Annotated in this window: 22 protein-coding genes and 1 tRNA gene; 13 read left to right on the top strand and 10 right to left on the bottom strand. The window is 59.9% G+C overall.

Going from position 1 to position 23975, the window contains the following annotated elements; translation table 11 throughout:
• Positions 1-7 precede the first annotated feature (7 nt).
• The 6 genes from mdcC to mdcH all read left to right on the top strand — a co-directional run bounded on the left by mdcC (position 8) and on the right by mdcH (position 4542).
• Entirely contained in the window at positions 8-307 is a 300-nt protein-coding gene (gene mdcC, locus C2E15_RS17665) for a malonate decarboxylase acyl carrier protein (RefSeq protein ID WP_104958532.1), read from the top strand.
• A complete protein-coding gene (locus C2E15_RS17660; RefSeq protein ID WP_104958531.1) occupies positions 300-1133 on the top strand; it encodes a biotin-independent malonate decarboxylase subunit beta in 834 nt (277 codons plus the stop codon). The genes mdcC and C2E15_RS17660 overlap by 8 nt, the downstream gene beginning before the upstream one ends.
• Positions 1130-1930, top strand: coding sequence for a biotin-independent malonate decarboxylase subunit gamma (gene mdcE / locus C2E15_RS17655; RefSeq protein ID WP_104958530.1), 801 nt, complete (start codon positions 1130-1132; stop codon positions 1928-1930). Before C2E15_RS17660 ends, mdcE begins: the two co-directional genes overlap by 4 nt.
• A 126-nt stretch (positions 1931-2056) precedes the next feature.
• Positions 2057-3016 (top strand): AEC family transporter, encoded by a 960-nt coding sequence (locus C2E15_RS17650; protein WP_104958529.1) that lies wholly within the window; start codon positions 2057-2059, stop codon positions 3014-3016.
• 1 nt (position 3017) lies between these two features.
• Positions 3018-3635 (top strand): malonate decarboxylase holo-ACP synthase, encoded by a 618-nt coding sequence (locus C2E15_RS17645; protein WP_104958528.1) that lies wholly within the window; start codon positions 3018-3020, stop codon positions 3633-3635.
• Between the two features lie 4 nt (positions 3636-3639).
• Entirely contained in the window at positions 3640-4542 is a 903-nt protein-coding gene (gene mdcH, locus C2E15_RS17640; protein ID WP_104958527.1) for a malonate decarboxylase subunit epsilon, read from the top strand.
• On the opposite strand, the gene C2E15_RS17635 is transcribed toward mdcH, so the two are convergent.
• Positions 4508-5458: a LysR family transcriptional regulator gene (locus C2E15_RS17635; RefSeq protein ID WP_425438019.1), complete on the bottom strand. Its 951-nt coding sequence runs from the start codon at positions 5456-5458 to the stop codon at positions 4508-4510. The genes mdcH and C2E15_RS17635 overlap by 35 nt on opposite strands.
• Positions 5459-5807: 349 nt before the next feature.
• Here C2E15_RS17635 and C2E15_RS17630 point away from each other — a divergent pair, with 349 nt between their 5' ends.
• A complete protein-coding gene (locus C2E15_RS17630; protein WP_104959227.1) occupies positions 5808-8654 on the top strand; it encodes a bifunctional diguanylate cyclase/phosphodiesterase in 2847 nt (948 codons plus the stop codon).
• Positions 8655-8697: 43 nt separating this feature from the next.
• Here the strand turns inward: C2E15_RS17630 and ftnA are convergent, their stop codons facing one another.
• Positions 8698-9210 (bottom strand): non-heme ferritin, encoded by a 513-nt coding sequence (gene ftnA / locus C2E15_RS17625; protein ID WP_104958525.1) that lies wholly within the window; start codon positions 9208-9210, stop codon positions 8698-8700.
• A gap of 329 nt (positions 9211-9539) precedes the next feature.
• On the opposite strand from ftnA, the gene mrdA reads away from it, so the two are divergent.
• The gene (gene mrdA / locus C2E15_RS17620; RefSeq protein ID WP_104958524.1) at positions 9540-11405 is read left to right on the top strand and encodes a penicillin-binding protein 2; all 1866 of its coding nucleotides are present in this window, start codon (positions 9540-9542) and stop codon (positions 11403-11405) included.
• An 11-nt stretch (positions 11406-11416) separates the two neighbouring features.
• On the opposite strand, the gene C2E15_RS17615 is transcribed toward mrdA, so the two are convergent.
• A complete protein-coding gene (locus C2E15_RS17615) occupies positions 11417-12739 on the bottom strand; it encodes a methyl-accepting chemotaxis protein (protein WP_104958523.1) in 1323 nt (440 codons plus the stop codon).
• A gap of 192 nt (positions 12740-12931) precedes the next feature.
• On the opposite strand from C2E15_RS17615, the gene C2E15_RS17610 reads away from it, so the two are divergent.
• Positions 12932-13007 (top strand) — tRNA-Phe (locus C2E15_RS17610).
• Positions 13008-13137: 130 nt separating this feature from the next.
• Here the strand turns inward: C2E15_RS17610 and yajD are convergent.
• On the bottom strand, positions 13138-13479 hold the full coding sequence (gene yajD, locus C2E15_RS17605; protein ID WP_104958522.1) for an HNH nuclease YajD: 342 nt from the start codon (positions 13477-13479) through the stop codon (positions 13138-13140).
• A 319-nt stretch (positions 13480-13798) separates the two neighbouring features.
• Between yajD and C2E15_RS17600 the strand changes: the two genes are divergently transcribed.
• Positions 13799-14158, top strand: a complete 360-nt coding sequence (locus C2E15_RS17600; protein WP_104958521.1) for a nitrous oxide-stimulated promoter family protein — start codon at positions 13799-13801, stop codon at positions 14156-14158.
• Here C2E15_RS17600 and C2E15_RS17595 read toward each other — a convergent pair.
• From C2E15_RS17595 to C2E15_RS21525, 3 genes are all read right to left on the bottom strand, one after another.
• Positions 14073-14468 (bottom strand): hypothetical protein, encoded by a 396-nt coding sequence (locus tag C2E15_RS17595; protein WP_104958520.1) that lies wholly within the window; start codon positions 14466-14468, stop codon positions 14073-14075. The genes C2E15_RS17600 and C2E15_RS17595 overlap by 86 nt on opposite strands.
• Positions 14469-14749: 281 nt before the next feature.
• Positions 14750-15391, bottom strand: a complete 642-nt coding sequence (locus C2E15_RS17590; protein ID WP_104958519.1) for a deoxynucleoside kinase — start codon at positions 15389-15391, stop codon at positions 14750-14752.
• Between the two features lie 36 nt (positions 15392-15427).
• On the bottom strand, positions 15428-15625 hold the full coding sequence (locus tag C2E15_RS21525; RefSeq protein ID WP_146108564.1) for a hypothetical protein: 198 nt from the start codon (positions 15623-15625) through the stop codon (positions 15428-15430).
• Positions 15626-15890: 265 nt separating this feature from the next.
• Between C2E15_RS21525 and yghU the strand changes: the two genes are divergently transcribed.
• The 3 genes from yghU (at position 15891) to C2E15_RS17575 (ending at position 19773) form a co-directional block, all read left to right on the top strand.
• Positions 15891-16754: a glutathione-dependent disulfide-bond oxidoreductase gene (gene yghU, locus C2E15_RS17585; protein WP_104958518.1), complete on the top strand. Its 864-nt coding sequence runs from the start codon at positions 15891-15893 to the stop codon at positions 16752-16754.
• 360 nt (positions 16755-17114) lie between these two features.
• The gene (locus C2E15_RS17580; protein ID WP_425438045.1) at positions 17115-18287 is read left to right on the top strand and encodes a M20 aminoacylase family protein; all 1173 of its coding nucleotides are present in this window, start codon (positions 17115-17117) and stop codon (positions 18285-18287) included.
• 82 nt (positions 18288-18369) lie between these two features.
• Positions 18370-19773, top strand: coding sequence for an MFS transporter (locus C2E15_RS17575; protein ID WP_104958516.1), 1404 nt, complete (start codon positions 18370-18372; stop codon positions 19771-19773).
• Positions 19774-19782: 9 nt separating this feature from the next.
• On the opposite strand, the gene C2E15_RS17570 is transcribed toward C2E15_RS17575, so the two are convergent.
• Genes C2E15_RS17570 through C2E15_RS17560 form a run of 3 tightly spaced genes read right to left on the bottom strand, consistent with a single transcriptional unit; the run spans position 19783 to position 23947 of the window.
• Positions 19783-21051, bottom strand: coding sequence for a phospholipase D-like domain-containing protein (locus tag C2E15_RS17570; protein WP_104958515.1), 1269 nt, complete (start codon positions 21049-21051; stop codon positions 19783-19785).
• Complete coding sequence (locus C2E15_RS17565; protein ID WP_104958514.1) at positions 21044-21688, bottom strand: MotA/TolQ/ExbB proton channel family protein; 645 nt, start codon at positions 21686-21688, stop codon at positions 21044-21046. The genes C2E15_RS17570 and C2E15_RS17565 overlap by 8 nt, the downstream gene beginning before the upstream one ends.
• A gap of 18 nt (positions 21689-21706) precedes the next feature.
• Positions 21707-23947, bottom strand: coding sequence for a TonB-dependent receptor family protein (locus C2E15_RS17560; RefSeq protein ID WP_104958513.1), 2241 nt, complete (start codon positions 23945-23947; stop codon positions 21707-21709).
• Between the last annotated feature and the right edge of the window lie 28 nt (positions 23948-23975).

Below are 23975 nucleotides of genomic sequence, written 5' to 3'. Positions count from 1 at the left end.
GGATGTTATGGAACAAATCACACTTTCTTACCCCGCCACGCGTAACCTGCATGGGCAGGCGCTGGCTGGCGTTGTGGGCTCCGGCGATATGGAAGCCCTGTTTGTCGCCGATCAGGGCGAACGTCTTGAGGTCGATATCACCACCTCGGTAGTGAATTTCGAAGCGCGCTGGCGCGCGCTGTTTGACCGTCTCAGCACGCTGAACGGGCTGCCGTCCGGCAAGCTGACCATTCACGATTTCGGCGCTACGCCCGGCGTTGCGCGGATCCGTATTGAACAAGTCTTTGAGGGGGCAAGCGATGCGTAACGACAGCAGTTTTATTGAGCTGCGGGCGCGTGAACGCGCGCGTCTGCTGCTGGATGAAGGATCTTATCGCGAACTGCTCGACCCGTTCGACGGCGTTATGTCGCCGTGGCTGCCGATGCAGGGCATCGTGCCGCAGGCCGATGACGGCATGGTAGTGGCGAAAGGCACGATCGACGGCAAGCCCACGGTGGTTATCGCCATCGAAGGCACCTTCCAGGGCGGCAGCATGGGCGAAGTGTCCGGCGCCAAAATGGCGGCCGCGCTGGAGCTGGCGGCGGAAGATCACCGTCGCGGCGTGCCGACCCAGGCGGTGCTGTGCCTCGAGACCGGCGGCGTGCGCTTACAGGAAGCGAACCTTGGGCTGGCGGCGATCGCCGATATCCACGCCGCGATCGTCGACCTGCGGCGCTACACCCCGGTGGTCGGCGTGATCGCCGGTACCGTTGGCTGCTTCGGCGGCATGTCGATCGCCGCCGGGCTTTGCAGCTCGCTGATCGTTACCCGTGAAGCGCGTCTGGGCCTGAACGGCCCGCAGGTTATTGAGCAGGAGGCGGGCATTGAAGAGTATGACTCGCGCAACCGGCCCTTTATCTGGAGCATCACCGGCGGCGAAGTGCGCTATCGCAGCGGCCTGGCGGACGTGCTGGTGGATGACGGCGTTCACGCGGTGAAACAGGCGGTCAACGAGGCGCTGGCGCGCGGCGTACCCGCGCAGCATCGTACCGACGACTACGCACGCATGCTGGCGCGCCTGCAGGCGGTGGATACCAGCCGGCAGGTCGACAGTGAACAGATCCAACAATTTTTTGCGGAGGATTCGCTATGAGTTCAATCAGTCGTGGCGAAACGTGGCTGGCGCTGCTGAGCCAGAATGCGCCTCGCCTGGCGGGGCTGTGCCCGTCGGTTCAGGTGGCTGACGCCGATCTGAATGGGGAAAACGTGCGTTATATCGCCGTGGTACCCGATGAAAACAACCACTTCCCGCGCGCCGCCAACGGCGAAGTCGGCCTGCTGGAGGGCTGGACGCTGGCGAAGGTGCTGCAGGAAACCATCGCCGCCGACGCGCAGGCGGAACGCAAACGTCCGATCGTCGCGGTGATCGATGTGCCGAGCCAGGCCTACGGCCGCCGCGAAGAAGCGTTCGGCATCCATCAGGCGCTGGCTGCGTCGGCCGCCGCCTGGGCGCAGGCGCGTCTCGCCGGCCACCCGATTGTCGGGCTGATTGTCGGCAAGGCGATGTCCGGCGCGTTTCTGGCGCACGGTTATCAGGCTAACCGGCTGATCGCCTTTAACGATCCCGGCGTCGTGATCCACGCCATGGGCCAGGCCTCTGCGGCGCGCATTACGCTGCGCAGCGTCGACGCTCTGATGGCGCTCGCCTCAACGGTGCCGCCGATGGCGTATGACGTGAAAAACTACCAGACGCTGGGCTTGCTGGATGAGCTGCTAAATATCGCCAGGCCTGACGCGCCTGACGATCAGGCGAAACAGCAGGTGACGGAGGCGCTGATCCGCGCCATCGAAGATGCCCGCAACGGCGACCCCAGCCTGCAACATCGCCTGCGCGGCGAGAACCGCCGCAGCTCGTCATTAGTGCGCGAACGCATGCGCGCACTCTGGTAATCCCTGTTAAGACAAACCTGCCAGGTGGATCGTGATGGGCACCCGTTGCCCATCCATAAAAACAGCCTGTAAAAAAATAAACCATCGCACCTGTGCCAACATTTAACTCATATTTACAGGTGACCTATGACTTACATTATTCTTCACGCGCTCGCCCCGATTTTCGTCATCATGCTGCTGGGCTTTATGGCCGGCAAGGCGAAAATGGTGGATAACAAGAACGTCGCTTTACTCAATATCTTCGTCATGGATTTTGCCCTGCCGGCCGTGCTGTTCAGCGCCACCGTTCAGACGCCCTGGAGCGGCATTGTCGAACAGATGCCGCTGGTGGTGGTGCTGACGCTGGCGATGTGGATCGCCTACGCGGCCATCTATTTTCTCTGCATCAAAGTGTTTCATAAGTCGCCGCAGGACGCCGCAGTGCTGACCCTGACGGTGGCGCTGCCGAACTACGCCGCGCTCGGCCTGCCGATCCTCGGCAGCGTGCTGGGCGAAAACGGCGGCACTTCGCTCTCGGTGGCGGTCTCTATCGCCTGCGGCTCGGTGCTGATGACCCCGTTCTGCCTGCTGATCCTCGAACGTGAAAAAGCGCGCGAAACGGGCGCCGTACAGGGATCGTCCCTGACCATGCTGCCGGTGCTGATGTGGCGCTCGGTGAAAAAACCGATCGTCTGGGGGCCGCTGCTGGGGGTGGTACTGTCCGCGCTGGGTATCTCTATGCCCGATCTGGTGCTGACGGCGATTAAACCGCTGGGCCTGGCCGCTACCGCCGCCGCCCTGTTCCTTACCGGCCTGATCCTGTCGGCGCGTCAGCTGAAGCTGAACGGCGCGGTCGCGCTCTCCAGCGTCACCAAGCTGCTGATCCAGCCGCTGATTGCCTGGGGGCTGGTGCTGGCGTTAGGGCTGCACGGTTCGCTGGCGATCACCGCGATTCTGATGGTGGCGCTCTCCGCTGGCTTCTTCGGCGTGGTGTTCGGCAACCGTTTCGGCGTGCAGTCGCCCGATGCGGAAGCGACCTTGCTGATAAGCTCGGTGCTATGTATCGTCACCTTACCGTTATTTATCTCTTTAACCGCAGGAATGTAACATGTCGCCGCGTCCCCATGACTTAATCTGGCTGAACGATCCCCAGGCGCTGCAGGGCAATCTGCCCGACTGGGTGGCGCAGCAGTGGCGGCCCGTGCTGCCGCTGGTCGTGCGGCGTGATAGCCACCCGGCGGGACTGATCGCCGTCGGCATTCGCGGCATGGGACGCGAGCGGCGCGCCGCCGCCTGGCTGGACGCGGCGGCGATTACGCGCCGCGTCACGCCGGAGTCGCTGGCGGACATCGGGCTGCTGCTGCGTTCGATCTTCGTCTCGCAGCCGCCGGTGCAGGCGGCGATCCTGCTGGCGCAGCAGCGCTGGCCGTGGCAGTGGGGCATTACCGGCAGCTGCGGCTACGCGCTGGCGACCGAGGTGCCGGTGCTGCACAGCGGCAGCGATCTCGATCTGCTGATCCGTGCCCCGCAGCCGCTGGCACCGGAGGCGTTTGCCAGCTGGCAGCGACAGGTGAGCCGCCTGCCGTGCCGCGCGGATACGCAGGTGGAGACGCCCTGCGGCGCTTTTGCCCTCAGCGAGTGGCTGCGCGACGGCAGGGCGCTGCTGAAAACCAACCGGGGGCCGCAGCTGGTCAGCGATCCCTGGCGGGCCGAAATGGAGGTTTAGGCTAATGAAAGTGATGTTTATGTTTCCCGGCCAGGGACCGCAGCGTCCCGGCATGCTGCAGGGGCTGCCGGATGGCGACGCCCTGCTGGCGGAGGCGAGCGAGGCGCTGAAAGAAGATGTTACGCAGCTGGATAGCGCTGAAGCGCTGCGCCACACCCGCGCGGTGCAGCTCTGTTTGCTGATATCCGGCGTCGGCTGGACGCGCGAGCTGGCGCGCCAGGGGCTGCAGCCGGATATCGTCAGCGGTCTGTCGATCGGCGCGTTTCCGGCGGCGGTGGCGGCAGGCGCGTTGCCTTTCGCCGATGCGCTGCGGCTGGTGGCGCTGCGCGGTGAACTGATGGAGCAGGCTTATCCGTCAGGCTACGGCCTGACGGCGATCACCGGCCTGACGCAAAGCGAAATCGAGCCGCTGCTGGGCGACTGCTACCTGGCGAATATTAACGCCGCGCAGCAGATGGTGATCGCCGGCAGCGAAGAGGCGATGCAGCAGGCGGGGCAGCGCGCGGTAGCGCATGGCGCGCAGAAGGTGCATCGTCTGGCGGTCAGCGTGCCCTCCCACTGCGCGTTGCTGGACGCGCCGGCGCGGCGGCTGGCGCAGGCGTTCGCCGATGTTACGCTGACGCGCCCGCGCTACGCCTACCTCAGCGGCAGCAGCGCGCGCCAGCTGTGGCAGCCGGAACAGATTGCTGACGATCTGGCAATGAATATGGCGCGCACCGTACGCTGGCACGAGGCGATGGAGGCGGCCAGCGAACGTGATGTCGGCCTGGCGCTGGAGATGCCGCCCGGCGCGGTGCTGACCGGCCTGGCGCGCGCGCCGCTGACGCGCGGCGATGCGCTGTCGCTGGATCAGTCTGGCATCGCGCTGGCGCTTAAGCTGGCGCAGCAGGCGCGCTCCCAACGCTGAGAGCGATTTCGCGCGCGTACATGCGGCCTTCCGCTACCAGCGCCAGCAGGTTGGGATCGTGTTCGCGGTTGCGATCGAAGACGATGGCGATCAGCTGGCGCATCTGGTAAGGCTCCGCCAGCGGGCGCAGCTGCAGGCTGTTTTCATAGATGCGGCGCATCCGGCCGGGCACCAGCGCATAGCCGACGCCCGCCTGCACCAGGCTCAGCATTGAGAAGATATCGTTCACTCGCATCACAATATTGGCGTCGAACCCGGCGATGCCGAACGCCTCCTGAAAGCCATGAAAGGTGGCGAACCCCTCCGCCAGCGAGACGAATTTTTGCTGGCGATAATCGCGCAGATCGGCGCACGGCCCGTCGCCCAGCTGCGCATCCGCCGGCGCCGCCATAAAAATATTGTCCTCGAATAACGGCAACACCTCATGCCGCCGCCGGTCAATCTGGCTATCGGTAATCGAAAGCAGAATGGCGTCCAGCTCGCCCTGCTGCAGCTTCTCCAGCAGCAGCTGGTTCGATCCCATGGTTAAATCCAGCTCCAGATCGGGACGGCGCAGCTTCATGCCCATGATCAGGCGCGGCACGGTCTCCAGCGTCAGCGAATAGAGCGTGCCGATGCGCATCCGCTTCTGTCCCAGCCCCGCCTTATTGCGCGCTTCGGTAATGCCTTTCGCCATCACGTCCACCGCGTCCAGCGCATACTCCAGCAGGGTATGTGCGGCGGGCAGCGGTTTCAGGCTGCGTCCCTGATGAATAAACAGCGGGCAGCGCACGTTCTCTTCAAGGGTATGCAGGGCGCGATGTACGCTGACGTTGCTCAGGCTCAGCTGTTCGGCGGCGCGGGCGATATTGCCGCTGGCCATAAAGGCGATAAAAATTTCCAGCTTGCGAAAGCTAATGTCAGCGTCGATTTTCATGCGCATCCCTCTCTGATAAACCCGTTAAGCCGTGCGGGGAAGCATAACCTGTTTAACGCACAGCGTTTTTGATTTCCCGTGTAGAAAAAGAGACGCCCGTATCCTGGCCATTGCGGCGCTAAAACCCTGCCCGCTATCTGGGTTAAGTCATTTTGTTAAGATCATTTCACCTGTAAAGCGCTGAAAAATTTGTCACCCTTGCCGATATGCATGGAAAGAATCCGCCAGCCGGGATCCGTCGGGGCGGACAGATTAATTTTTCTTTAGCGTAGCGCTGACCCGCCAGACGCACTACATTGCCATGTCCAACCAACCCAGACGCCTGTTTGGGCAGCAATCGGGCAACATGATGAACGAAAATTCAGATAAATATTATCGGCTACTGGTCCAGAGCGTAGTCGATTACGCCATTTATATGATCCACCCCGACGGCACCATCGCGAACTGGAACTCGGGCGCCGAGCGGGTCACCGGTTACCTGCCGGAAGAGATCGTCGGCCAGAACATCGCCGTGTTCTACAGCGAAAGCGAGCGGGCCAAAGGCGTCGCGCTCAATAACCTCGCGGTCGCCCAGCGTGATGGCCGCTTCGAAATGGAAGGCTGGCGCTACCGTAAGGATGGCAGCGCCTACTGGGCGCTGGTGGTGATCGATCCGATCTATGAGGATCAGGGCGGCATGCTGGGCTTCGCGGTAATCACCCGCGACTGCACTGAACAGCAGGCGCTGCTGCGCCAGGAGCGCGAGCAGGAGCAGAAGTTCCGCCTGCTGGTCGAAGGGGTCACCGACTACGCTATCTACATGCTTGATACCGACGGCATGGTGGTGAACTGGAACAGCGGCGCCCAGCGCGCCAAAGGCTATACGGCTGAAGAGATTGTCGGGAAGCACTTCTCCACCTTCTACAGCCTGCAAGAGCGCATGGCCTACATTCCGGAAAAAAACCTGCAGATCGCTTTTCGCACCGGCCGCTTTGAGGATCAAGGCTGGCGCTACCGCAAGGATGGCAGCGCCTTCTGGGCGCATGTGGTGATCGATGCCATCCTTGACGATAACGGCGTGCTGCTCGGCTATGCGAAAATTACCCGCGACTGCACCGAACAGCGCGAAATGCAGCGTGAAAAGCGCGCTCAGGAAGATCGCTTCCGCCTGCTGGTGGAGAGCGTCACCGACTACGCCATCTATATGCTTGATCCCGGCGGCCATGTGGTCAACTGGAACACCGGCGCCCAGCGTGCCAAGGGCTACGCGACCAGCGAAATTATCGGCCAGCATTTCTCGCTGTTTTACAGCGCGCAGGAGCGGCAGAGCAAAATCCCCGACGTTAACCTGAATATCGCGCGCAGAACCGGCCGCTTTGAAGATCAGGGCTGGCGCTACCGCAAGGATGGCAGCGCTTTCTGGGCGCACGTGGTGATCGACGCCATTCGCGACGAGAGCGGCAGACTGATCGGCTTCGCCAAAATCACCCGCGACGTGACTGAACGGCGCGAGTATGAACAGCAGATCCTGCGCGCCAAAGATCTGGCGGAGGCGCAGAGCGAGCGCATGACCTCTATGTCGCGCTTTCTCGATACCATTATCACCAGCATTCCCTCCTGCGTGCTGGTGGAAGATGCCGTTTCGCGCGAAGTTCTGCTGGCGAACCGCAAAGCCGAGCAGATGTTCGGCATGGAAAAAAACAGCATCCACGGCAAAAAGCCGCATGAGTTTATGCCGCCGGAACTGAGCGACTATTTCAACGCGCTGGCCGATGCGGCGCTGCGCAACGAAGGCATCCATCAGAGCGAACGGCAGCTGATGACCGCCGGCGGCGAGCGCATTCTGCATACCCGCGCGGCGACGGTGCGCGGCGGCGACGCGCGTACGCAATATGTGATGCTGATCGTGGACGACGTCACCGATCAGCGCGCCGCCGACGCGCGCATTCACCATATGGCCCATCACGATCATTTGACCAGCCTGCCTAACCGCATTCTGTTCCGCCAGCGGCTGAGCGACGCGCTGCGTCACGATGCGCTGCACGAACGGCAAACCGCGGCGCTCTGTCTCGATCTGGATAATTTTAAAAACGTTAACGACGCGCTGGGCCATCAGATGGGCGACGAGCTGCTGCGCGCCATCGCTAAACGGCTGCGTGCGGTGCTGCGTGAGCAGGATACGCTGGCGCGCATTGGCGGCGATGAGTTCGCCATCGTGCTGCCCGGCCTTAACAACCGGCAGGAAGCGAGCATGGTGGCGCAGCGACTGATCGATATCGTGCTGCCGCCGGTCAATGTCGAAGGACATAACCTGTCGGTCGGCATGAGTATCGGTATCGCCTTCGCCGACGCCGAGCTTTCCTCGCCGGAGCAGCTGCTGCGCTGTGCCGATATGGCGCTCTACGAGGCGAAGCGCAACGGACGCAACCGCTATGAATACTTCACACTGGAGATGGATGCCCAGGCGCGTACCCGCCGCAGCATGGAGAATGACCTGCGCGAGGCGATCACTGAAAATCAGCTGCGGCTCTATTATCAGCCGATCACCAACAGCGAGCAGAAAACCATTATCGGCTATGAGGCGCTGATGCGCTGGCACCATCCGGCGAAGGGGCTGATTATGCCGGGCGAGTTTATCGCCATCGCCGAAGAGACCGGGCTGATCCATAGCCTCGGCGCCTGGGCGCTGTATGAGGCGTGCCGCGAAGCGAAGAACTGGCCGGGCGGCCAGACGGTGTCGGTCAACCTGTCGCCGGTGCAGTTCAAAAACAGCGCGCTGATCTCCACGGTGGAAGGGGCGCTGCGCGAGTCAGGGCTGGAGCCGTGGCGGCTGGAGATGGAGATCACCGAATCGGTGCTGCTTGACGATACGCTGGGTAATATCCGCACGCTGCAAAACCTCAAGGCGCTGGGAGTACTGATCGCGCTGGATGATTTCGGCACCGGCTACTCATCGCTCAGCTATTTGCGATCCTTCCCGTTCGATAAGATTAAAATCGATAAGTCGTTTATCAGTGATATGAGCGACAGCCGGGAAGCGCTGGCGATCATTCGCGCCATTACCGGCATGAGCCGCAGTCTGGATATTCAGATCACCGCCGAAGGGGTAGAAAGCCGCGAGCAGTTCGACAAGCTGAAGGAGGAGGGATGTACGCTGTTCCAGGGCTATTTCTTCGGCCGGCCGCAACCCTCTGAGCTGCGGCTGACCATGCTGTAAACCTTCGCCCCGGCGGGCTGTTGCGCGCCGGGGCGGGCTGTTATCAGGCCGCCGGGCCGTGGCTTTCGCCATTCATCTGCGCCAGATCTTTATCGACAAAGAACAGGCTCTTGCCGCTGTCGCCCACCAGCGCCAGCTTATCCAGCACCGATTTAAACAGCTTCTCTTCTTCATGCTGCTCGGCCACGTACCACTGCAGGAAGTGGAAGGTCGAGTAGTCCTGACTGGTCATCGCCGCGTGCGCCAGCTCATTGATTTTGCGGGTGATCAACTGCTCATGCTCATAGGTTTGCTGAAAGAGATCCGCCAGCGAGATAAAAGAGACCGGCGGCGCGGCGATGCTGCCCAGCACCGGCATGGCGCCCGTATCGCTGAGGTAGTCAAACAGCCGCTGCATATGCTCCATCTCTTCGCGCGAATGGGATTTTAAAAACGCCGCCGCGCCTTCAAAGCCTTTGTCGCTGCACCAGGCGCTCATCTGCAGATAGAGGTTGGCGGAATAGAACTCGAGGTTGAGCTGGTCATTCAAACGCGCGGTCATTTCATTGGTCAGCATAGCGATTCCTTGAAGGGTGGCAGGCAAAAGTGATTTGGCGAATTATGCAGCAAAGCGGCGTAAAGCAAAACGCTTTTTTTACGCTTTTTCCGTTTTTAATATTTTGATTTTAAAGATAATTAATTCGATAACTGAATACGACTAACTCGCATTTTCACCCGTATTTGCGTCTGCTGAAGGCGCATTAACTGCTTTCAGCGGGTGTTTTGTTACATCATCACTAAATGTCACACTTTTCCCCGCCCATACGCATCTTTCCGCTAGTGCGCGCAGGGAGGCGCTTTATCATGAACGGCAAAATGAGAATGCGTAGAATTATCCTTTACTGAATGAATATTCGTGATTTCGCCGCTGAAGAGAGGCTGTTTCGCCAGCGCGCGCTGGCCGCCTTTGGCCTGGTGGCGCTCTGTTTCGCCCTGTTGGTCGTTAACCTCTGGCATGTACAGGTGCAGCAGCATCAGTACTACCAAACCCGATCCGACGGCAACGACATCAAAATGATCCCCATCGCTCCGCGGCGCGGCATGATCTACGATCGCAACGGCATTGCGCTGGTGAAAAACATCACCTGGTATGACATTACCGTGATGCCCTACAAGGTAAAAGATATGGCGGCGCTGCTGCAGGCGTTAACGCCGATTGTTGACCTGACGCCGGAGGAGGCGACGGCTTTCCGCCAGGCGCTGCGCCAGAGCAGCCGCTACCGGCCGGTAGTGCTGAAGACCGAACTGAGCGAGCAGCAGGTGGCGCGCTTCGCGGTAAATCAGTATCGCTTTGATGGCGTGCAGATCGATTCTTACCAGGACCGGCAATATCCCTACGGCGCGGCGCTGGCGCACGTGGTCGGCTACGTCTCCAAAATCAACGATCGCGACTATCAGCGCCTTAACGCAGCGGGCGTGGCGGAAAACTACGCCGCCGACCATAACATCGGCAAGCAGGGCATCGAACGCTACTACGAAGCGCAGCTACATGGCAAAACCGGCTATCAGGAGGTGGAAGTCGATAATCACGGCCGTATTGTGCGGGTGCTGAAAGAGGTGCCGCCGGTGGCCGGAAAAAATCTCTACCTGACGCTCGACCTGCATCTGCAGCAGTATGTGGAAAGCCAGCTCGGCGGCCAGCGCGCGGCGGTGCTGGTGGAAGATCCGCGCGACGGTTCGGTGCTGGCGATGGTCTCCAGCCCGAGCTACGATCCCAACCCCTTTGTAAAGGGCATCAGCTACCGCGCCTATCAGCAGCTGCTAAAGGATAGCGCGCTGCCGCTCATCAATCGCGTTACTCAGGGGCTTTACCCGCCCGCCTCGACGGTGAAGCCCTATATGGCGATGTCGGCGCTGCTGAGCGGCGTGATCACGCCGCATACCACCTTTTACGGCGCGCCGAGCTGGACGCTGCCGGGCACTCAGCGGCGCTACCGCGACTGGAAGAAAAGCGGCCACGGCATGCTTGATGTCACCAAAGCCATCGAGGAGTCGGCCGATACCTTTTTCTACCAGGTGGCGTGGGAGATGGGTATCGATCGCATCCATCAGATGCTGAGCCAGTTCGGCTACGGCAAATCCACCGGCATCGATCTGAAAGAGGAGTACAGCGGCCTGCTGCCCGATCGCGCCTGGAAGCAGCGGGTGCATAAGCGCGCCTGGTATCAGGGCGATACGGTGTCGGTCGGTATTGGCCAGGGTTACTGGATCGCCACACCGATCCAGATGGTGAAGGCGCTGGACGTGTTGATTAACAACGGACGGGTGGTGACGCCGCATCTGCTCTACGCCACCCGCAAGGGCAGGCAGATCACCCGCTGGCGGCCGGCCGCGCCGCCGGCGCAGATTGCCGATGCGCATTCGCCTTACTGGGCGCTGGTGCGCCGGGCGATGTTCGGTATGGCCAACGCGCCGAACGGCACCGGCTATAAATATTTCCATACCGCGCCTTACGGCATTGCGGCGAAAAGCGGTACCTCACAGGTTTTCAGCCTGAAGCAGAACCAGACCTACAATGCGAAGATGATCCCGGTGCGGCTGCGCGACCATGTGTTTTACACCGCTTTTGCCCCTTATCAACAGCCGCGCGTGGCGATTGCGGTGATCCTGGAGAACGGCGGCGGCGAAGGAGTGGTGGCGGCGCCGGTGGTGCGCAATATTCTGGACCACATTTTCCTGCCCGCCGGGCAGGAAAATGGGCAAGCGGGCTAGGGCTGGCGCGGCTACTCTTCTTCCAGCGTACGCGTTACATGGCTGATGGCGTTTACGACTTCGCTGGCGCTTCCGCGAATTTCGGCAATCAGCTCGCCCGCCTTCTGCGCCAGCGCCACGCCGCGGTCGGCGCGCTGCAGGTTGCTTTCGATGCCGCTCAGCGCTTTGCCCGCCAGCTGGTGGTTATCACGCACCATCTTTTCGATCTCGCTGGTGGCGCGGTTGATGTTGGCCGCCAGCGAGCGCACCTCGTTGGCGACCACCGCGAAGCTACGTCCATGCGCGCCGGCGCGCGCTGCTTCGATCGCCGCGTTCAGCGCCAGCAGGTTGGTCTGGCTGGCGATATTGCGGATGGTTTCGACAATCTGCCCGATCTGATCGGACTGGGCGCTGAGGCTGGAGACGTCGCCGGAGATATCGTGCAGCTCGCCCGCCAGCGCATTGATGTTCAGCACGCTCTCATCCACCACGCCGGCGCCAACGCGGGTGCTTTCATCCGTATGCAGCGCGGTTTGATACGCCTGCTGCGCCGCTTCCCGCTCCTGCTGGTTTTTCTCTACCTGGCCGGTAACGTTGGCGGCGAATTTCACAATCTTATAGAGCTGGCCTTCTTCGTCGAACACCGGATTATAGGTGGCGCGCAGCCAGAGCGTACGGCCCTGTTTATCGATGCGATGAAACTGGCCGGAGACGAAATCGCCCTGGTTAAGCTTTTGCCAGAACGTTCGATATTCCTGGCTGCTGCGCATTTCAGGCGTGCAGAACATACGGTGATGCTGGCCGATAATCTCCTCTTCGCGATAGCCGGTGGCTTTCAGGAAGTTGGCGTTCGCTTTCAGCACTTCGCCCTGCGGGTTAAAGCTGATCACCGCCATCGAACGGTCGATGGCGTTAGTCATGGCGCGTTGCTCTTGCGCATCAAGGACATGTACGGTGATATCCGATGCCAGCTTGATGATTTTGATCACCTTGCCGCTGCGGTTGCGCACCGGCACGTAGTTCGCCTCAAGCCAGACCGGACGCCCCTGTTTATCCAGCCGCAGAAATTTATTGCTGAAGCTTTCGCCGCGCTCCAGGCGCTGCCAGAAGGCCTGATATTTGGGGGAGTTGACCAGTTCCGCCGGACAGAACATACGATGATGCTGCCCCTGAATTTCATCCAGGCGGTAACCCATACGGCTGAGAAACAGATCGTTGGCGCTAAGGATGATCCCCTCTGGGGTAAAGGCGATCATGGCGATCGCCTTGTTAAGCGCGCCCACCGTGGCGGAAGCGTCGAGGCCTTGCCGTAAAGTGAAGCGTGAAGCTAATCCTGATGCAATAGAACGAAACATGACGAACCTTTATTGTGTTATGAGGGTTTCACCATGGTTATCGACCTGGCTGTTTAAAAGTTAAGCGCGCAGAGGACGGAAAAGGGCTTTTTGGCGATGGTTTTGCCGATTGCTGCAAAAGAGCGCAATCAGTTAAAATTCGATGAAAAGCATTTGACGACATCGCGGCTTTACGGTTTAATGCGCCCCGTTGCCCGGATAGCTCAGTCGGTAGAGCAGGGGATTGAAAATCCCCGTGTCCTTGGTTCGATTCCGAGTCCGGGCACCATTTATTCAGAGAACCCAGCCTTATGGCTGGGTTTTTGCTTTTCCGGGACCGGACTCTCCATCGAACTGCGTTCGATGATTCGCCGCCAGCGGCTCACCCCTCCGGGGCCAGCGGCGGCGCTTTCGTTCCCTTACTTTTTGAGCATCGCCTTCAAATCGGCAAACGGATTATAGGTGGCCGCGGCAATATCCTTCTGCGCGTCTTCCCCCGCCACAACATTCGTGCCGTACTGATCGGCTTCCGTGTACTTTGAGTGTTCGTGGTCGTGACAATAGAGACAGAGTAACTCCCAGTTGCTGCCATCTTCCGGGTTGTTGGTATGGTCGTGATCGATATGGTGGACGGTTAATTCGCGCAGGTTTGAATAGACAAACTCTCGCGAGCAGCGTCCGCATACCCACGGATAGATTTTTAATGCTTTCTCACGGTAGCCGCTTTCCAGCCGCGTGTAGTTTTTAGGGATCAGAGCCATTGCCGGGGTTACCTGTTATAAAGCTGCGATTAGATGTAATTCAAGCAGGCTAGCCCGTTTGTCAGGCGACTTCAAGCGGCATCCGCAATCCGCTTTCCGCCCCGGCTGATGCCCGGGAAGCCCTGCGCCTCACGCGGATCCGGCCTGCAGGCTGGCAGCGTTGCTCTCCCGGTTCGTCATCCCTTTTCTCACGGCATAACCCACCTGTCTTGATCCTGGTTAACACCTTCTGCGCCCGTTTCGGGTAAAAAAGCGCCGCCGGGCGGAAGCGCGATCCGCTGGGTTATCTCTTTCCGCTTCAACTATCAGGCGCTTCGTTATGTCAGGAAAACGTATCCAGCGAGAAAAGCACACCATCGCTAAAATGATCGATCTGTATGCGTCAGGCTGCCCGCAGGCGTCGCCCGATACGGAGAGATATCAGGCGCTGCACCGCTATGCGCTCAAGCGCCTTGACCGCTGCGCCTTCGGCGAAGAGAAGCCCGCCTGTAAGCAGTGCCCAATCCACTGCTATCAGCCGGCAAAGCGCGAAGAGATGAAGCAAATCATGCGCTGGGCGGGGCCGCGTATGCTCTGGCGTCACCCCATTCTCGCTATTCGCCATCTGCTTGATGACCGGCGGCCTGTGCCGCCGCTGCCGGAGAAGTATCAGCCGAAGCGCCGGCCGCCAGGATATTAGCGCTATTTCCGGAGGTAATATAAGTTCCCTGACCTAAATCGATGCTGCGCCCGTAAGCATGCACAATATATTCAGCCTGCGCGGCGGTAATATTACCGCTGTCGATATTAACGCTGCCGTTAACGATAATATTATCATTGCTGAATTTAATGGTTGGCGCTGACGCGGCGCCGGGACGGTTATCCGCCAGAAGAGCGGAAAGGTTCTCGCCGTCGGCGATATTCAGGTCAGCCGCACAGACGGAAACCGGCAGCAGCGCCAGTGCCACCTGAACGGAAACGTTTTTCCTGCGGGTATTAAAAACTGACATAACGTACATTCATCATTTAAATAATAACAGCCCGTTCCCTGCGCATTTTTTATTACGCAGGAAAAGCGTGTTGGGTATGAATAGCCTTTTGATGATTCGGCAAAGGCGTTATGCAAAGCGTTTTCCTGAAACTAACGAGTAATTACGCATCCTTTTCAGGTGAAAATATCGCTGTTGATAAACGTCAGATCGTTACCGGTACGACACTATAAACCTTAGGCACTGTGTGGGTAGTGGTAACTTTTTCCTGAGAATTTTCTTAAACAGACCGGCCGGGGCGCTTAAGCGGCGCCCCAGCCGGTCTGCTGTATCAGGTGAGCGGCCAGCGCTGCGGCATCGGCAAAGCCTGATGCCACCGGCCAGACCATCAGGCGGGCAGGGTAGTGGCGCACCAGCTGCGGCAGGCAGGCATCATGAAAGCGTTTCAGATCGAGAAAATAGTCGAGCGTATAGGCGGTCTCGCCGGGGCGGGCGCGCTGCATACAGCTCTCAAAGCATGCCTGCGGGCAACGGTCGATATACAACACCACGTCGATCGGCGGGTAATCGTTAAAACACGCTTTAATCTGGTAGTAGTAATCCATATAGCGGGCGTCGGGGCGCTCGGTTTGCAGAAAATTGGTCTGGCAGAACACCACGTCGCTGTAAAGCGAGCGTTCAATCACATAGTTGCCGTCAGGCAGCTGTTGCAGCAGCCGCTGACGCATACGGGTGATATAAAGCTGAAAGCGAATGCGCGCATCGGCGTCATCGGGGCGGGCGGTAAAATCCTGTAGCAGAGTCAGAAACTGCGGATCGGCATCCACCGGCTCTACCATCAGCCGCCACGTTTCGCCGGTCAGCGCCGTCAGCTGTTGCGCCAGCGGCCCGACCAGGGTGCTTTTGCCGGCGGCGATATTGGCTTCAACGGCGACGATTTTCATTCGTTATCCTTTTGCGTGGCGGGAGCAGCAGCTTCCCTAAGGCGAGGTACGGAATAAAAGATGGCGTAAACGGCTGAAGATGTTTCCGGCAGCGCGGCGCGACAGGCCGGGTCGCGCGCTGCGGGCGACCAGCGCATCCACGCCGATCTCAGCCATCAGCTCGCTCATCAATGGCCCATTCTCACAGCTGACACACTTCTCTACCTGACATTGTAAGTCATCATACCAGGGCATAGCGGCTCCTTAACGGTTGGGTACCAAGGAAAAAGGTCTCTGCCTGGGGTAATGCAAGCCGTATGCCATCTTTAAGTAAATGATAATTATCGCTAAAAAAAGCGCCGGCTGTCTTTTTGACAGGCGCGCTGCGCGTCAAAATGACAGTACAGTGTCGTTATGACGCTGGCAGAGCCAGCAGGGTTAAGTTTGTTACAGGCCAACTGCTACACTCGATAGCAGCACGACCCGCGTCGCTTCATCACTTTATAAAGGACACCACATCATGTCAGAGAACAATTATCAGCCGCCGAAGGTCTGGAAGTGGGATCAGCAGGGCGCCGGCAGCTGGTCGAAAATCAACCGTCCCATCGCGGGCGCTACCCATGAGATGGCGCTGCCGGTCGGTAAGCATCCGCTGCAGCTCTACTCTATGGGCACGCCAAACGGCCAGAAGGTGACTATCCTGCTGGAGGAGCTGCTGGCGCTGGGCATCAGCGGCGCGGAGTATGATGCGCACCTGATCCGCATCAGCGAGGGCGATCAGTTCTCCAGCGGTTTTGTCGACGTCAACCCCAACTCCAAAATCCCGGCGCTGCTCGATAACGCGGTAAGCCCGGCGGTGCGGGTGTTTGAATCGGGCGCCATCCTGCTTTACCTGGCGGAGAAGTTTGGTCACTTCCTGCCGCAGGATCGCGCCGCGCGCACCGAAGCGTTGAACTGGCTGTTCTGGCTGCAGGGTTCGGCGCCGTTTGTCGGCGGCGGCTTCGGCCATTTTTACCACTACGCGCCGGAAAAAATCGAATACGCCATCAACCGCTTTGCGATGGAGGCGAAACGTCAGCTGGACGTGCTGGATCGCCAGCTGGCGGAGCATCGCTATATCGCCGGCGACGAATATACCATCGCCGATATGGCGATCTGGCCGTGGTATGGCGTGCTGGTCCAGGGCGGCCTGTATGATGCGGCGGAGTTCCTTGACGTGGGCACCTACAGCAATTTACAGCGCTGGGCGAAAGAGATCGGCGAGCGTCCGGCAGTGAAGCGCGGCCGCATCGTTAACCGCACCTGGGGCGAGCCGTCACAGCAGCTGCGCGAACGTCACGACGCCTCGGATTTCGATCTGCGTACCGAAGATAAACAGGGCTGATGTGCAGCCCCGGCGGGGACGCAAGCGTCCCCGCGCTATGCGCAATGCGCATTATTGTTGTTGAAACCCTTCTGCCTTGTTTATTTTGCTATTGATACGTTGAAAGTGCGCGGCGTTATAATAGTAGCGTATTATTTAACGCGATCTTTTAAAGGGGGGGCGGTTAATGCGTTATTTTAATTTGCTTAATTAATCATTATTATTTATTTAATTGATCGCGTTATTCGGTTTAATAATATATTAACGCAAAAGTTAACTGCGAATTTTATTTCTGCTTTATGTGAATATCCGCGCATTTTATTTCCGTGATTCGGCGTAAAAATCCCTATTACCCCTTCTTTAAAATAGCGCGCGGAGAAAATCATGGAACAGATATATCATCATATTATGCATAGCCAGGATGAGTTTATTGCCCTGCGCCGCGACCTGCATCAGCATCCCGAATTAGGCCTTGAAGAGACGCGCACCAGTAATATTATCGTCGACAGGCTGCGCTCATGGGGTTATGAAGTGCATCGCGGCATGGCGAAAACGGGCGTGGTCGGCACGCTGCGCGTTGGCAGCGGCGGAAAGACGCTGGGGCTGCGTGCCGATATGGATGCGCTGCCGATGCGCGAGCAGAACGACAAGCCGTGGCGCAGCATCACAGAGAACCGCTTTCACGGCTGCGGGCACGACGGCCATACCGCCACGCTGCTCTGCGCCGCCGAATACCTGGCGCGCAGCCGCCGCTTCAGGGGCACGCTGCATCTGATCTTTCAGCCGGGCGAGGAGCTGCTCTACGGCGGCCGCATGATGCTGGAGGATGGGCTGTTCCGCCAGTTCCCCTGCGACGCCATCTACGCGCTGCACAATATGCCCGGGATTAAAAAAGGGCATTTTCATACCCGCACCGGCGCTATGCTCGCCTCCGCCGATACGCTGCATATTGAAGTGATCGGCAAGGGCGGCCACGGCGCCTTCCCGGAAAAAACCACCGACGCCACGCTGGTGGCCTGCCAGATTGTGCTGGCGCTGCAGACCATCGTTGCACGCAACGTTTCCCCCTTCGATCGGGCCGTCGTTACGGTCGGCAGCCTCTGCTCCGGCGAGGCGCCTAACATCATTAACGCCAGCGCGCTGTTAAAGCTGAGCGTGCGCGCGCTGGATAACAGCGTGCGCCAGCATCTGCTGCAGCGTATTCAGGAGATCGCTCAGGGCCAGGCGCAGAGCTTCGGCGCCGGGGTGCGCATCGAGCATATCAACGGCTGCCCGGCGCTGATCAACGATGCCGACGCCACGGCGTTCGCCGTCGGGGTGGCGCGCGAGCTGGTGGACGAGGAGATGATTTGCACCGATGCCGCGCCGGTGATGGGCAGTGAAGATTTCGCCTTTATGCTGGAGCAGAATCCGCGCGGCGGCTACCTGTTTCTCGGTGCCGGGGACGAGCCGGATCGCTGCATGGTGCATCATCCCGGCTACGACTTTAACGATGAGCTGATCGCGCCCGGCGCCCTCTTTTTCAGCCGCCTGGCCGAACGCTTTTTGCAATAGCGTGAGCGTAACGCGCGCTACTACAGCCCACTGCCGTCGGGAAATAGCTGGCCGCAGACGATAAACAATGAAGGGAGTCATTATGTCCTCTACAGATCTCAACGCTGCGGCGCCCGCCGCCTGGCAGGGAAGCGGCCGGCTGATCCTTGGGATTATTGCCGGGGTGCTGACCTTCTGGCTTTTTGCCCAGTCGGTGGTGAATATTGTGCCGGCTATTCAGCAGGAGGTGGCGATGCCGCTGGCGTCGCTTAATTTAGCCATAAGCCTGACAGGGCTGTTTTCCGGCTGCTTTATTGTGGCGGCGGGCGGCTTCGCCGACCGCTTCGGCCGGGTGAAAATAACCCAGCTGGGGCTGCTGTTAAGTATTATCGGCTGCCTCTGCCTGATCATTTCGCAAAATGCCCTGCTGTTCGCCGTGGGACGCATTATTCAGGGGCTGTCGGCCGCCTGTATTATGCCCGCCACGCTGTCGCTGATTAAAGCCTACTATCAGGATGAAGCGCGGCAGCGGGCGCTGAGTTACTGGTCGATCGGCTCCTGGGGCGGTTCCGGGCTCTGTTCGCTGGCGGGCGGGGCGATCGCCACTTACTGCGGCTGGAAATGGGTATTTATCCTGTCGATTATCTGCGCCGTGGCGGGAATGGCGCTGATCCGCGGCACGCCGGAAAGCAAAGTCCCCACGACCCAGAAAAACCGCTTCGACTACCCTGGGCTGTTTACCTTTGTGGTGATGCTGCTCTGCCTGAACTGGGCGATCACCAAAGGCAGCGCGTTCGGCTGGCTGAGCGGCTGGGTCGTGATCCCCGGCGGCGTGTGCCTGCTGGCGGCGCTGCTGTTTTTCACCGGCGCGCGGCGGAAAAAAAGCGCCAGCTTTATCGATTTCGCGCTGTTTAAACAGCGTGCCTACAGCGGCGCGACGCTCTCTAATTTCCTGCTGAACGCCGTCGCCGGCACGTTGATCGTCGCCAGCGTCTATGTGCAGCAGGGACGGGGCTTCAGCGCCTTTCACGCCGGCATGTTGACCATCGGCTATCTGGTGGCGGTGCTGAGCATGATCCGCGTAGGGGAGAAGCTGCTGCAAAGGGTTGGCGCGCGCAGGCCGATGCTGTGGGGCACGGCGATCACCGGTCTCGGCGTGGCGCTGATGGCGTTGACGCTGCTGCCCGACGGGCTTTATCTGGCGGCGGTGTTTATCGGCTATATCCTGTTCGGGCTGGGGTTGGGCTTTTACGCCACGCCCTCTACCGATACCGCCATCTCCAGCGCGCCGGAGGATAAAATCGGCGTGGCGTCCGGCATCTATAAAATGGCCAGCTCGCTGGGCGGCGCCTTCGGTATTGCGATTTCCGCTTCCGTCTACGCGGCGATGCTGCCACAGGGCGCGGCGGTGGCCGCCACCACCGGCCTGCTGGTTAACGTGCTGTTCTGCGCGATCTCTTTCCTGGCGATTGCGCTGATGGTGCCGCGCCAGGCGCCGAAAACCTGACGTGGCGGGCTACGGCGAGGGCGACGGCTTCCCGCCGCCCGGCGCTGGCTGCGGATAGTCGTCAGCGATGCGCAGCGGCGCGGCGTAGGGGCTGCTCCACAACTGTTGATAAAGCTGGTTAAGCCGCTGCGCCATCGGCTCGTTATTCAGCACCAGCTCCAGGTTACGCGAATTATCGAAATAGCCGCCGCGCCAGTTGCTGGTGCCGACCCAGGCGAGCCGATCGTCAACGATCATGATCTTGCTGTGGATCACCCGGGCGTAAGGAATAAAACCGCTGCTGGCCTGCGGAATGGTGACCACCTTAATGGTGACGTTCGGCGCCAGCGCCAGGCTTTTCAGCCAGCTGATATCGGGCTGGCCGGTATTCCAGTCGGCAACCATCAGTTCGATGCGCACGCCGCGCGCCGCCGCGCTGCGCAGGGCGTTGTCGATCACCGGATAGAAAGGGCGGCTGCGCTGCGGCCCCCAGGAGAGCGGGGCGTAATCCATTACCTGCACGCGCACGCTGTCGGTGGCGGAAGCGAGCAGCTGCGGCAGCATCTCCTGCGAATCCAGTACCCCCACCGGGTTCCAGGCGCGCGGACTGGCGACCAGATAGTTACCGCTGCGTGCGTCCGTCCGCTGCGCATGATGATCGATGGTCGGCACCGGTCGATCTTCAGCGATCAGCGCCTGTGCCTGCCAGTCCTGGGCGAAGATCGCGGCGATCTGCGCCACCACCGGCGGATCCGTGATGCGCAGCCCGGTCTCCTGAATATGCTCCAGCGCGCGCCAGTCGAAATTCTGGCTGCCAACAAACGCCTGCCGATCGTCAATGACAAAATATTTGGCGTGAATAATGCCGCCGCTGAGGCGGCCAAACGGCATCAGCCGCAGTTCCAGATGAGGAATGGCTTTCAGCTGCGCCAGCGTCTCCGGCGTGCTGTTGCGCAGCCCCTTTTCCTCCATTAAAAAGCGGATTTTCACGCCGCGTTCGCCCGCTGCGCGTAGCGCCTGCAGCACCGCGTCCAGCCGCGATCCAGACTGATTGGCCACATAAAACTGCGCGATATCGATGCGCTGATGCGCGGCGGCGAACATGTCGCGCCACACCTCGTCGCTGCGGCGCAAATCGTCTGCCTGCAGCTGCGTCTCCACCGGCGCGGTGTAGACCAGCTCATAACCTTCGCTTTCAAAGCGCGCGTCGGCGCCGTAACTCACTATCAACAGGGTACTACTCCATAGCAGTTGCCACAGACGGCGATGTCGCCGCCCGTGGAGATATATGTCAGGCATAGCGCTGCGCTCCGCTTTCCATCCAGCTGCCGGCCGGTTCAGAGTGCGGCAGCGCGGCGCCCGCCGCGCGGATCAGTAGCACTTTTAATAGCTCGCTGATGCGCTCCATGCGGCTTTGCAGATAATTATTGCCCACCAGGCTTATCAGCGCGATGGCGATGCCGAGGCCGGTAGCGTAAAGCGCGGTGCCCATTCCTGCCGATACCAGGCTCGGCTCGGAGACGCCGGAAGCGGAAAGCGCCTTAAAGGTATCGATAATTCCCATCACCGTGCCGAGCAGCCCGAGCAGCGGCGCGGCGGTGACGATGGTCTCCAGCAGCCACAGTCCGCGCGTCAGCTGCGGCTTGCTCAACAGATACTGCGCATCGACCAGGTCATTCAGCGTCTGCGCATTATGCCGATCTTTCTGCATCAGGATCGGCTGAATGGTTCTGAGCGGCAGGCTGCGGCGGCGCAGCAGCTCGGCGGGCAGCGCTTCGATATGGCGTACCTGCGGCGTCAGCGCCTGCTCCAGCTGCGTCGCCTGGCGCGTTGTCCAGGCGAAGCTGATGGCGCGCTCAATGATGATCACCAGTGCCACGGCGAGGGAAAAGTACATGATCCAGAAAATAATGTCGTGCAGTAAGGTGGCGTTCATCGCGTCAACTCCGGTTAATTAAAAGGTGGCTTCCAGCGAGACGCTGAAGGTGCGCTCCTCGCCAACGTTGTAATAGGGCGTACTGGCGTCCAGCCCGTTATGCGCGCCGGCGTTAAACACCGTGGTGCGCGCCGAGGTGAGGTACGCTTTGTCGAACAGGTTGTCGATGCCGAAGCGCAACGCGGCGCTTTTCACAATCTTCTTATCCACCGGCAGATGCACGCCCGCCGCGACGTCGAACAGCGTGCGGCCGCCGACTTGCTCATCGTTGGTCAGATCACCGTAAAAGGCGCCGACATATTTACCGGTCAGGCCGCCGTAGTAGAGGCCGTCGTCATAGCCAAGCGTCAGGTTAAGCAGGTTTTTCGGTACGTTAGGCAGCTGCTTGCCGGCGGTGGGCAGCCGCACACCTTCAGAGGAGACATCCTCTTTCTGCTCCGATTCGGTCCAGGTATAGGAGGCGTAGTAGTTGAAGTGGTAGGGCAGCTGGCCGCTCCACTCCAGCTCGATGCCGCGGTTCTCGACTTTGCCGACGTTCATCATTTCAAAGTCGCCGGCGAGGTTGGTGGTGGAGACCTGACGATCGCTGTAACGCAGATAGAACAGCGTGGCGCTCAGCAGCATATCTTCCCGCTGGAAGCGCCAGCCCAGTTCATGGTTCCAGCTCAGCTCCGGTTTGGTGCTGATCGAATCGCCGACGTTATACAGCACGTAATTCGGCGGCGTGCGCATATTGCGCGACAGGCTGTAGAAGAACTGATTTTCCGGGTTCAGACGATAGCTGGCGCTGACGTTAGGCAGGAATTTATGGTAGCTGGCGCGGCGGTTTTCCGGGCTGTTGGTCAGGCTGCCTTTGTTTTCGCCGCGACGCTCAACGTGCTGCCAGGCGAGGCCGCCCACCAGCGTCCAGTCGGGCGTGAGATACCAGCTATCCTGCGCCCAGATTTTTTGCGCCGGCGTCACCGTGTACTGATTACGTCCCTGCACCCTGTTGCCGTTGGCGTCTTTCACCTGATGCGATCCGCCCGGCTCGCCCCACAGATCCGCCGGGTTGCCGTCCGGGTTGATAGTGATAAAGGGCTGAGTTTGCAGCTGGCGCGCGCGCTCATACCAGTAGCCGAGATCGAGGCTGTGCTGCTCGTTAATGTCCCACTTCAGTTTGGTGGTGACGCCGGGCCGCCAGGTCTGCGTCCATGACGGACGATAGTAGGTGTTGCTGCTCAGATTGCTCAGGTCGTACTGCCCGGCGCGATCGGAAGCAGGGGAGAGGGTAGAGGCGCTCTGGCTGCTGAAGCTGCCGCCGTTGCCCCAGTAGTAGTAAGGCTGAATGGTCCAGCTCAGGTTATCGCGCAGCTGCAGTTTCTGGCTGAAGCTGACGGTCAGGTTTTCAAACGGGTTGCGGTTCAGCTTGTAGTAGCGGCTAAGCTGGCCGCGGCTGTTATATTCCGGCGAGGTGGGGAAATCACCGTCGCGACCGTCGCGTTCAAACTGCGCTTTGCTGAGAGAGTTGTAGTTGCTGTTCTCCTGACGGTTATATTTCACGATCAGGTTGCTACTGTTGCCGTTTTCCGCCTCGAACAGCGAGTTCATCTCAAATTTGTCGGAGTAGAGCCGCCCTTCACCGCGCCATTTTTTCGCTTCGGTATGCGAATAAGAGAGCCAGTTACTGAAGCCGTTATAGTCGCCGGTCTCTAAACGGGCGAAGGTTTTGCTCAGATCGTTACTGCCCAGCGTCTGCTTGACGAAGCCGCCGAAATCCTTTGCCGGGCGACGCGTTACCAGGCCGATATTGCCGCCGCTGGAGCCGATATGCGGGCCGTCCGCTTCCGACGCGCCCTGGGTGACGAAAATCTCCTGCAGGTTTTCCGCATCGCCCAGCAGGTTAGGGTAGACCGCATAGTTGCCGGAGTCGTTGATCGGAATGCCGTCCGCCGAGAGGCCGATCTGATCGGAATTCATGCCGCGCATGGTGTAGTCGACGCCGCTCAGGCCGCTGGCGTCAGTGCTGTTGACGTTCAGCCCCGGCGTATATTTCAGCTTGTCGATGGCGTTGGCGGCGGAGGGCATCTTATCCATCGCCTCTTTGGTGACGGTAGAGCGCGCCTTCGGCGTCTCCTCCTGTACCATCATGCCGCCGCCCAGCGAGACGCCCTGTACGTCAATGGTGCCGACATCGGTGTTCTCTTCCGCCTGCGCCATGCCCGGCAGCAGCGCAGCGATAACCGCAAGACTGATTCCTGAACGCGTAAATGTTTTCATTTTTTTCTTCCTGTGGCGCTATGAGGGT

Source organism: Mixta gaviniae (assembly GCF_002953195.1).
In the GTDB taxonomy this organism is placed as follows: Bacteria; Pseudomonadota; Gammaproteobacteria; order Enterobacterales; family Enterobacteriaceae; genus Mixta; species Mixta gaviniae.
Note: the sequence above shows the minus strand (reverse complement) of the source record. Positions and strands in the feature narration are given on the sequence as shown.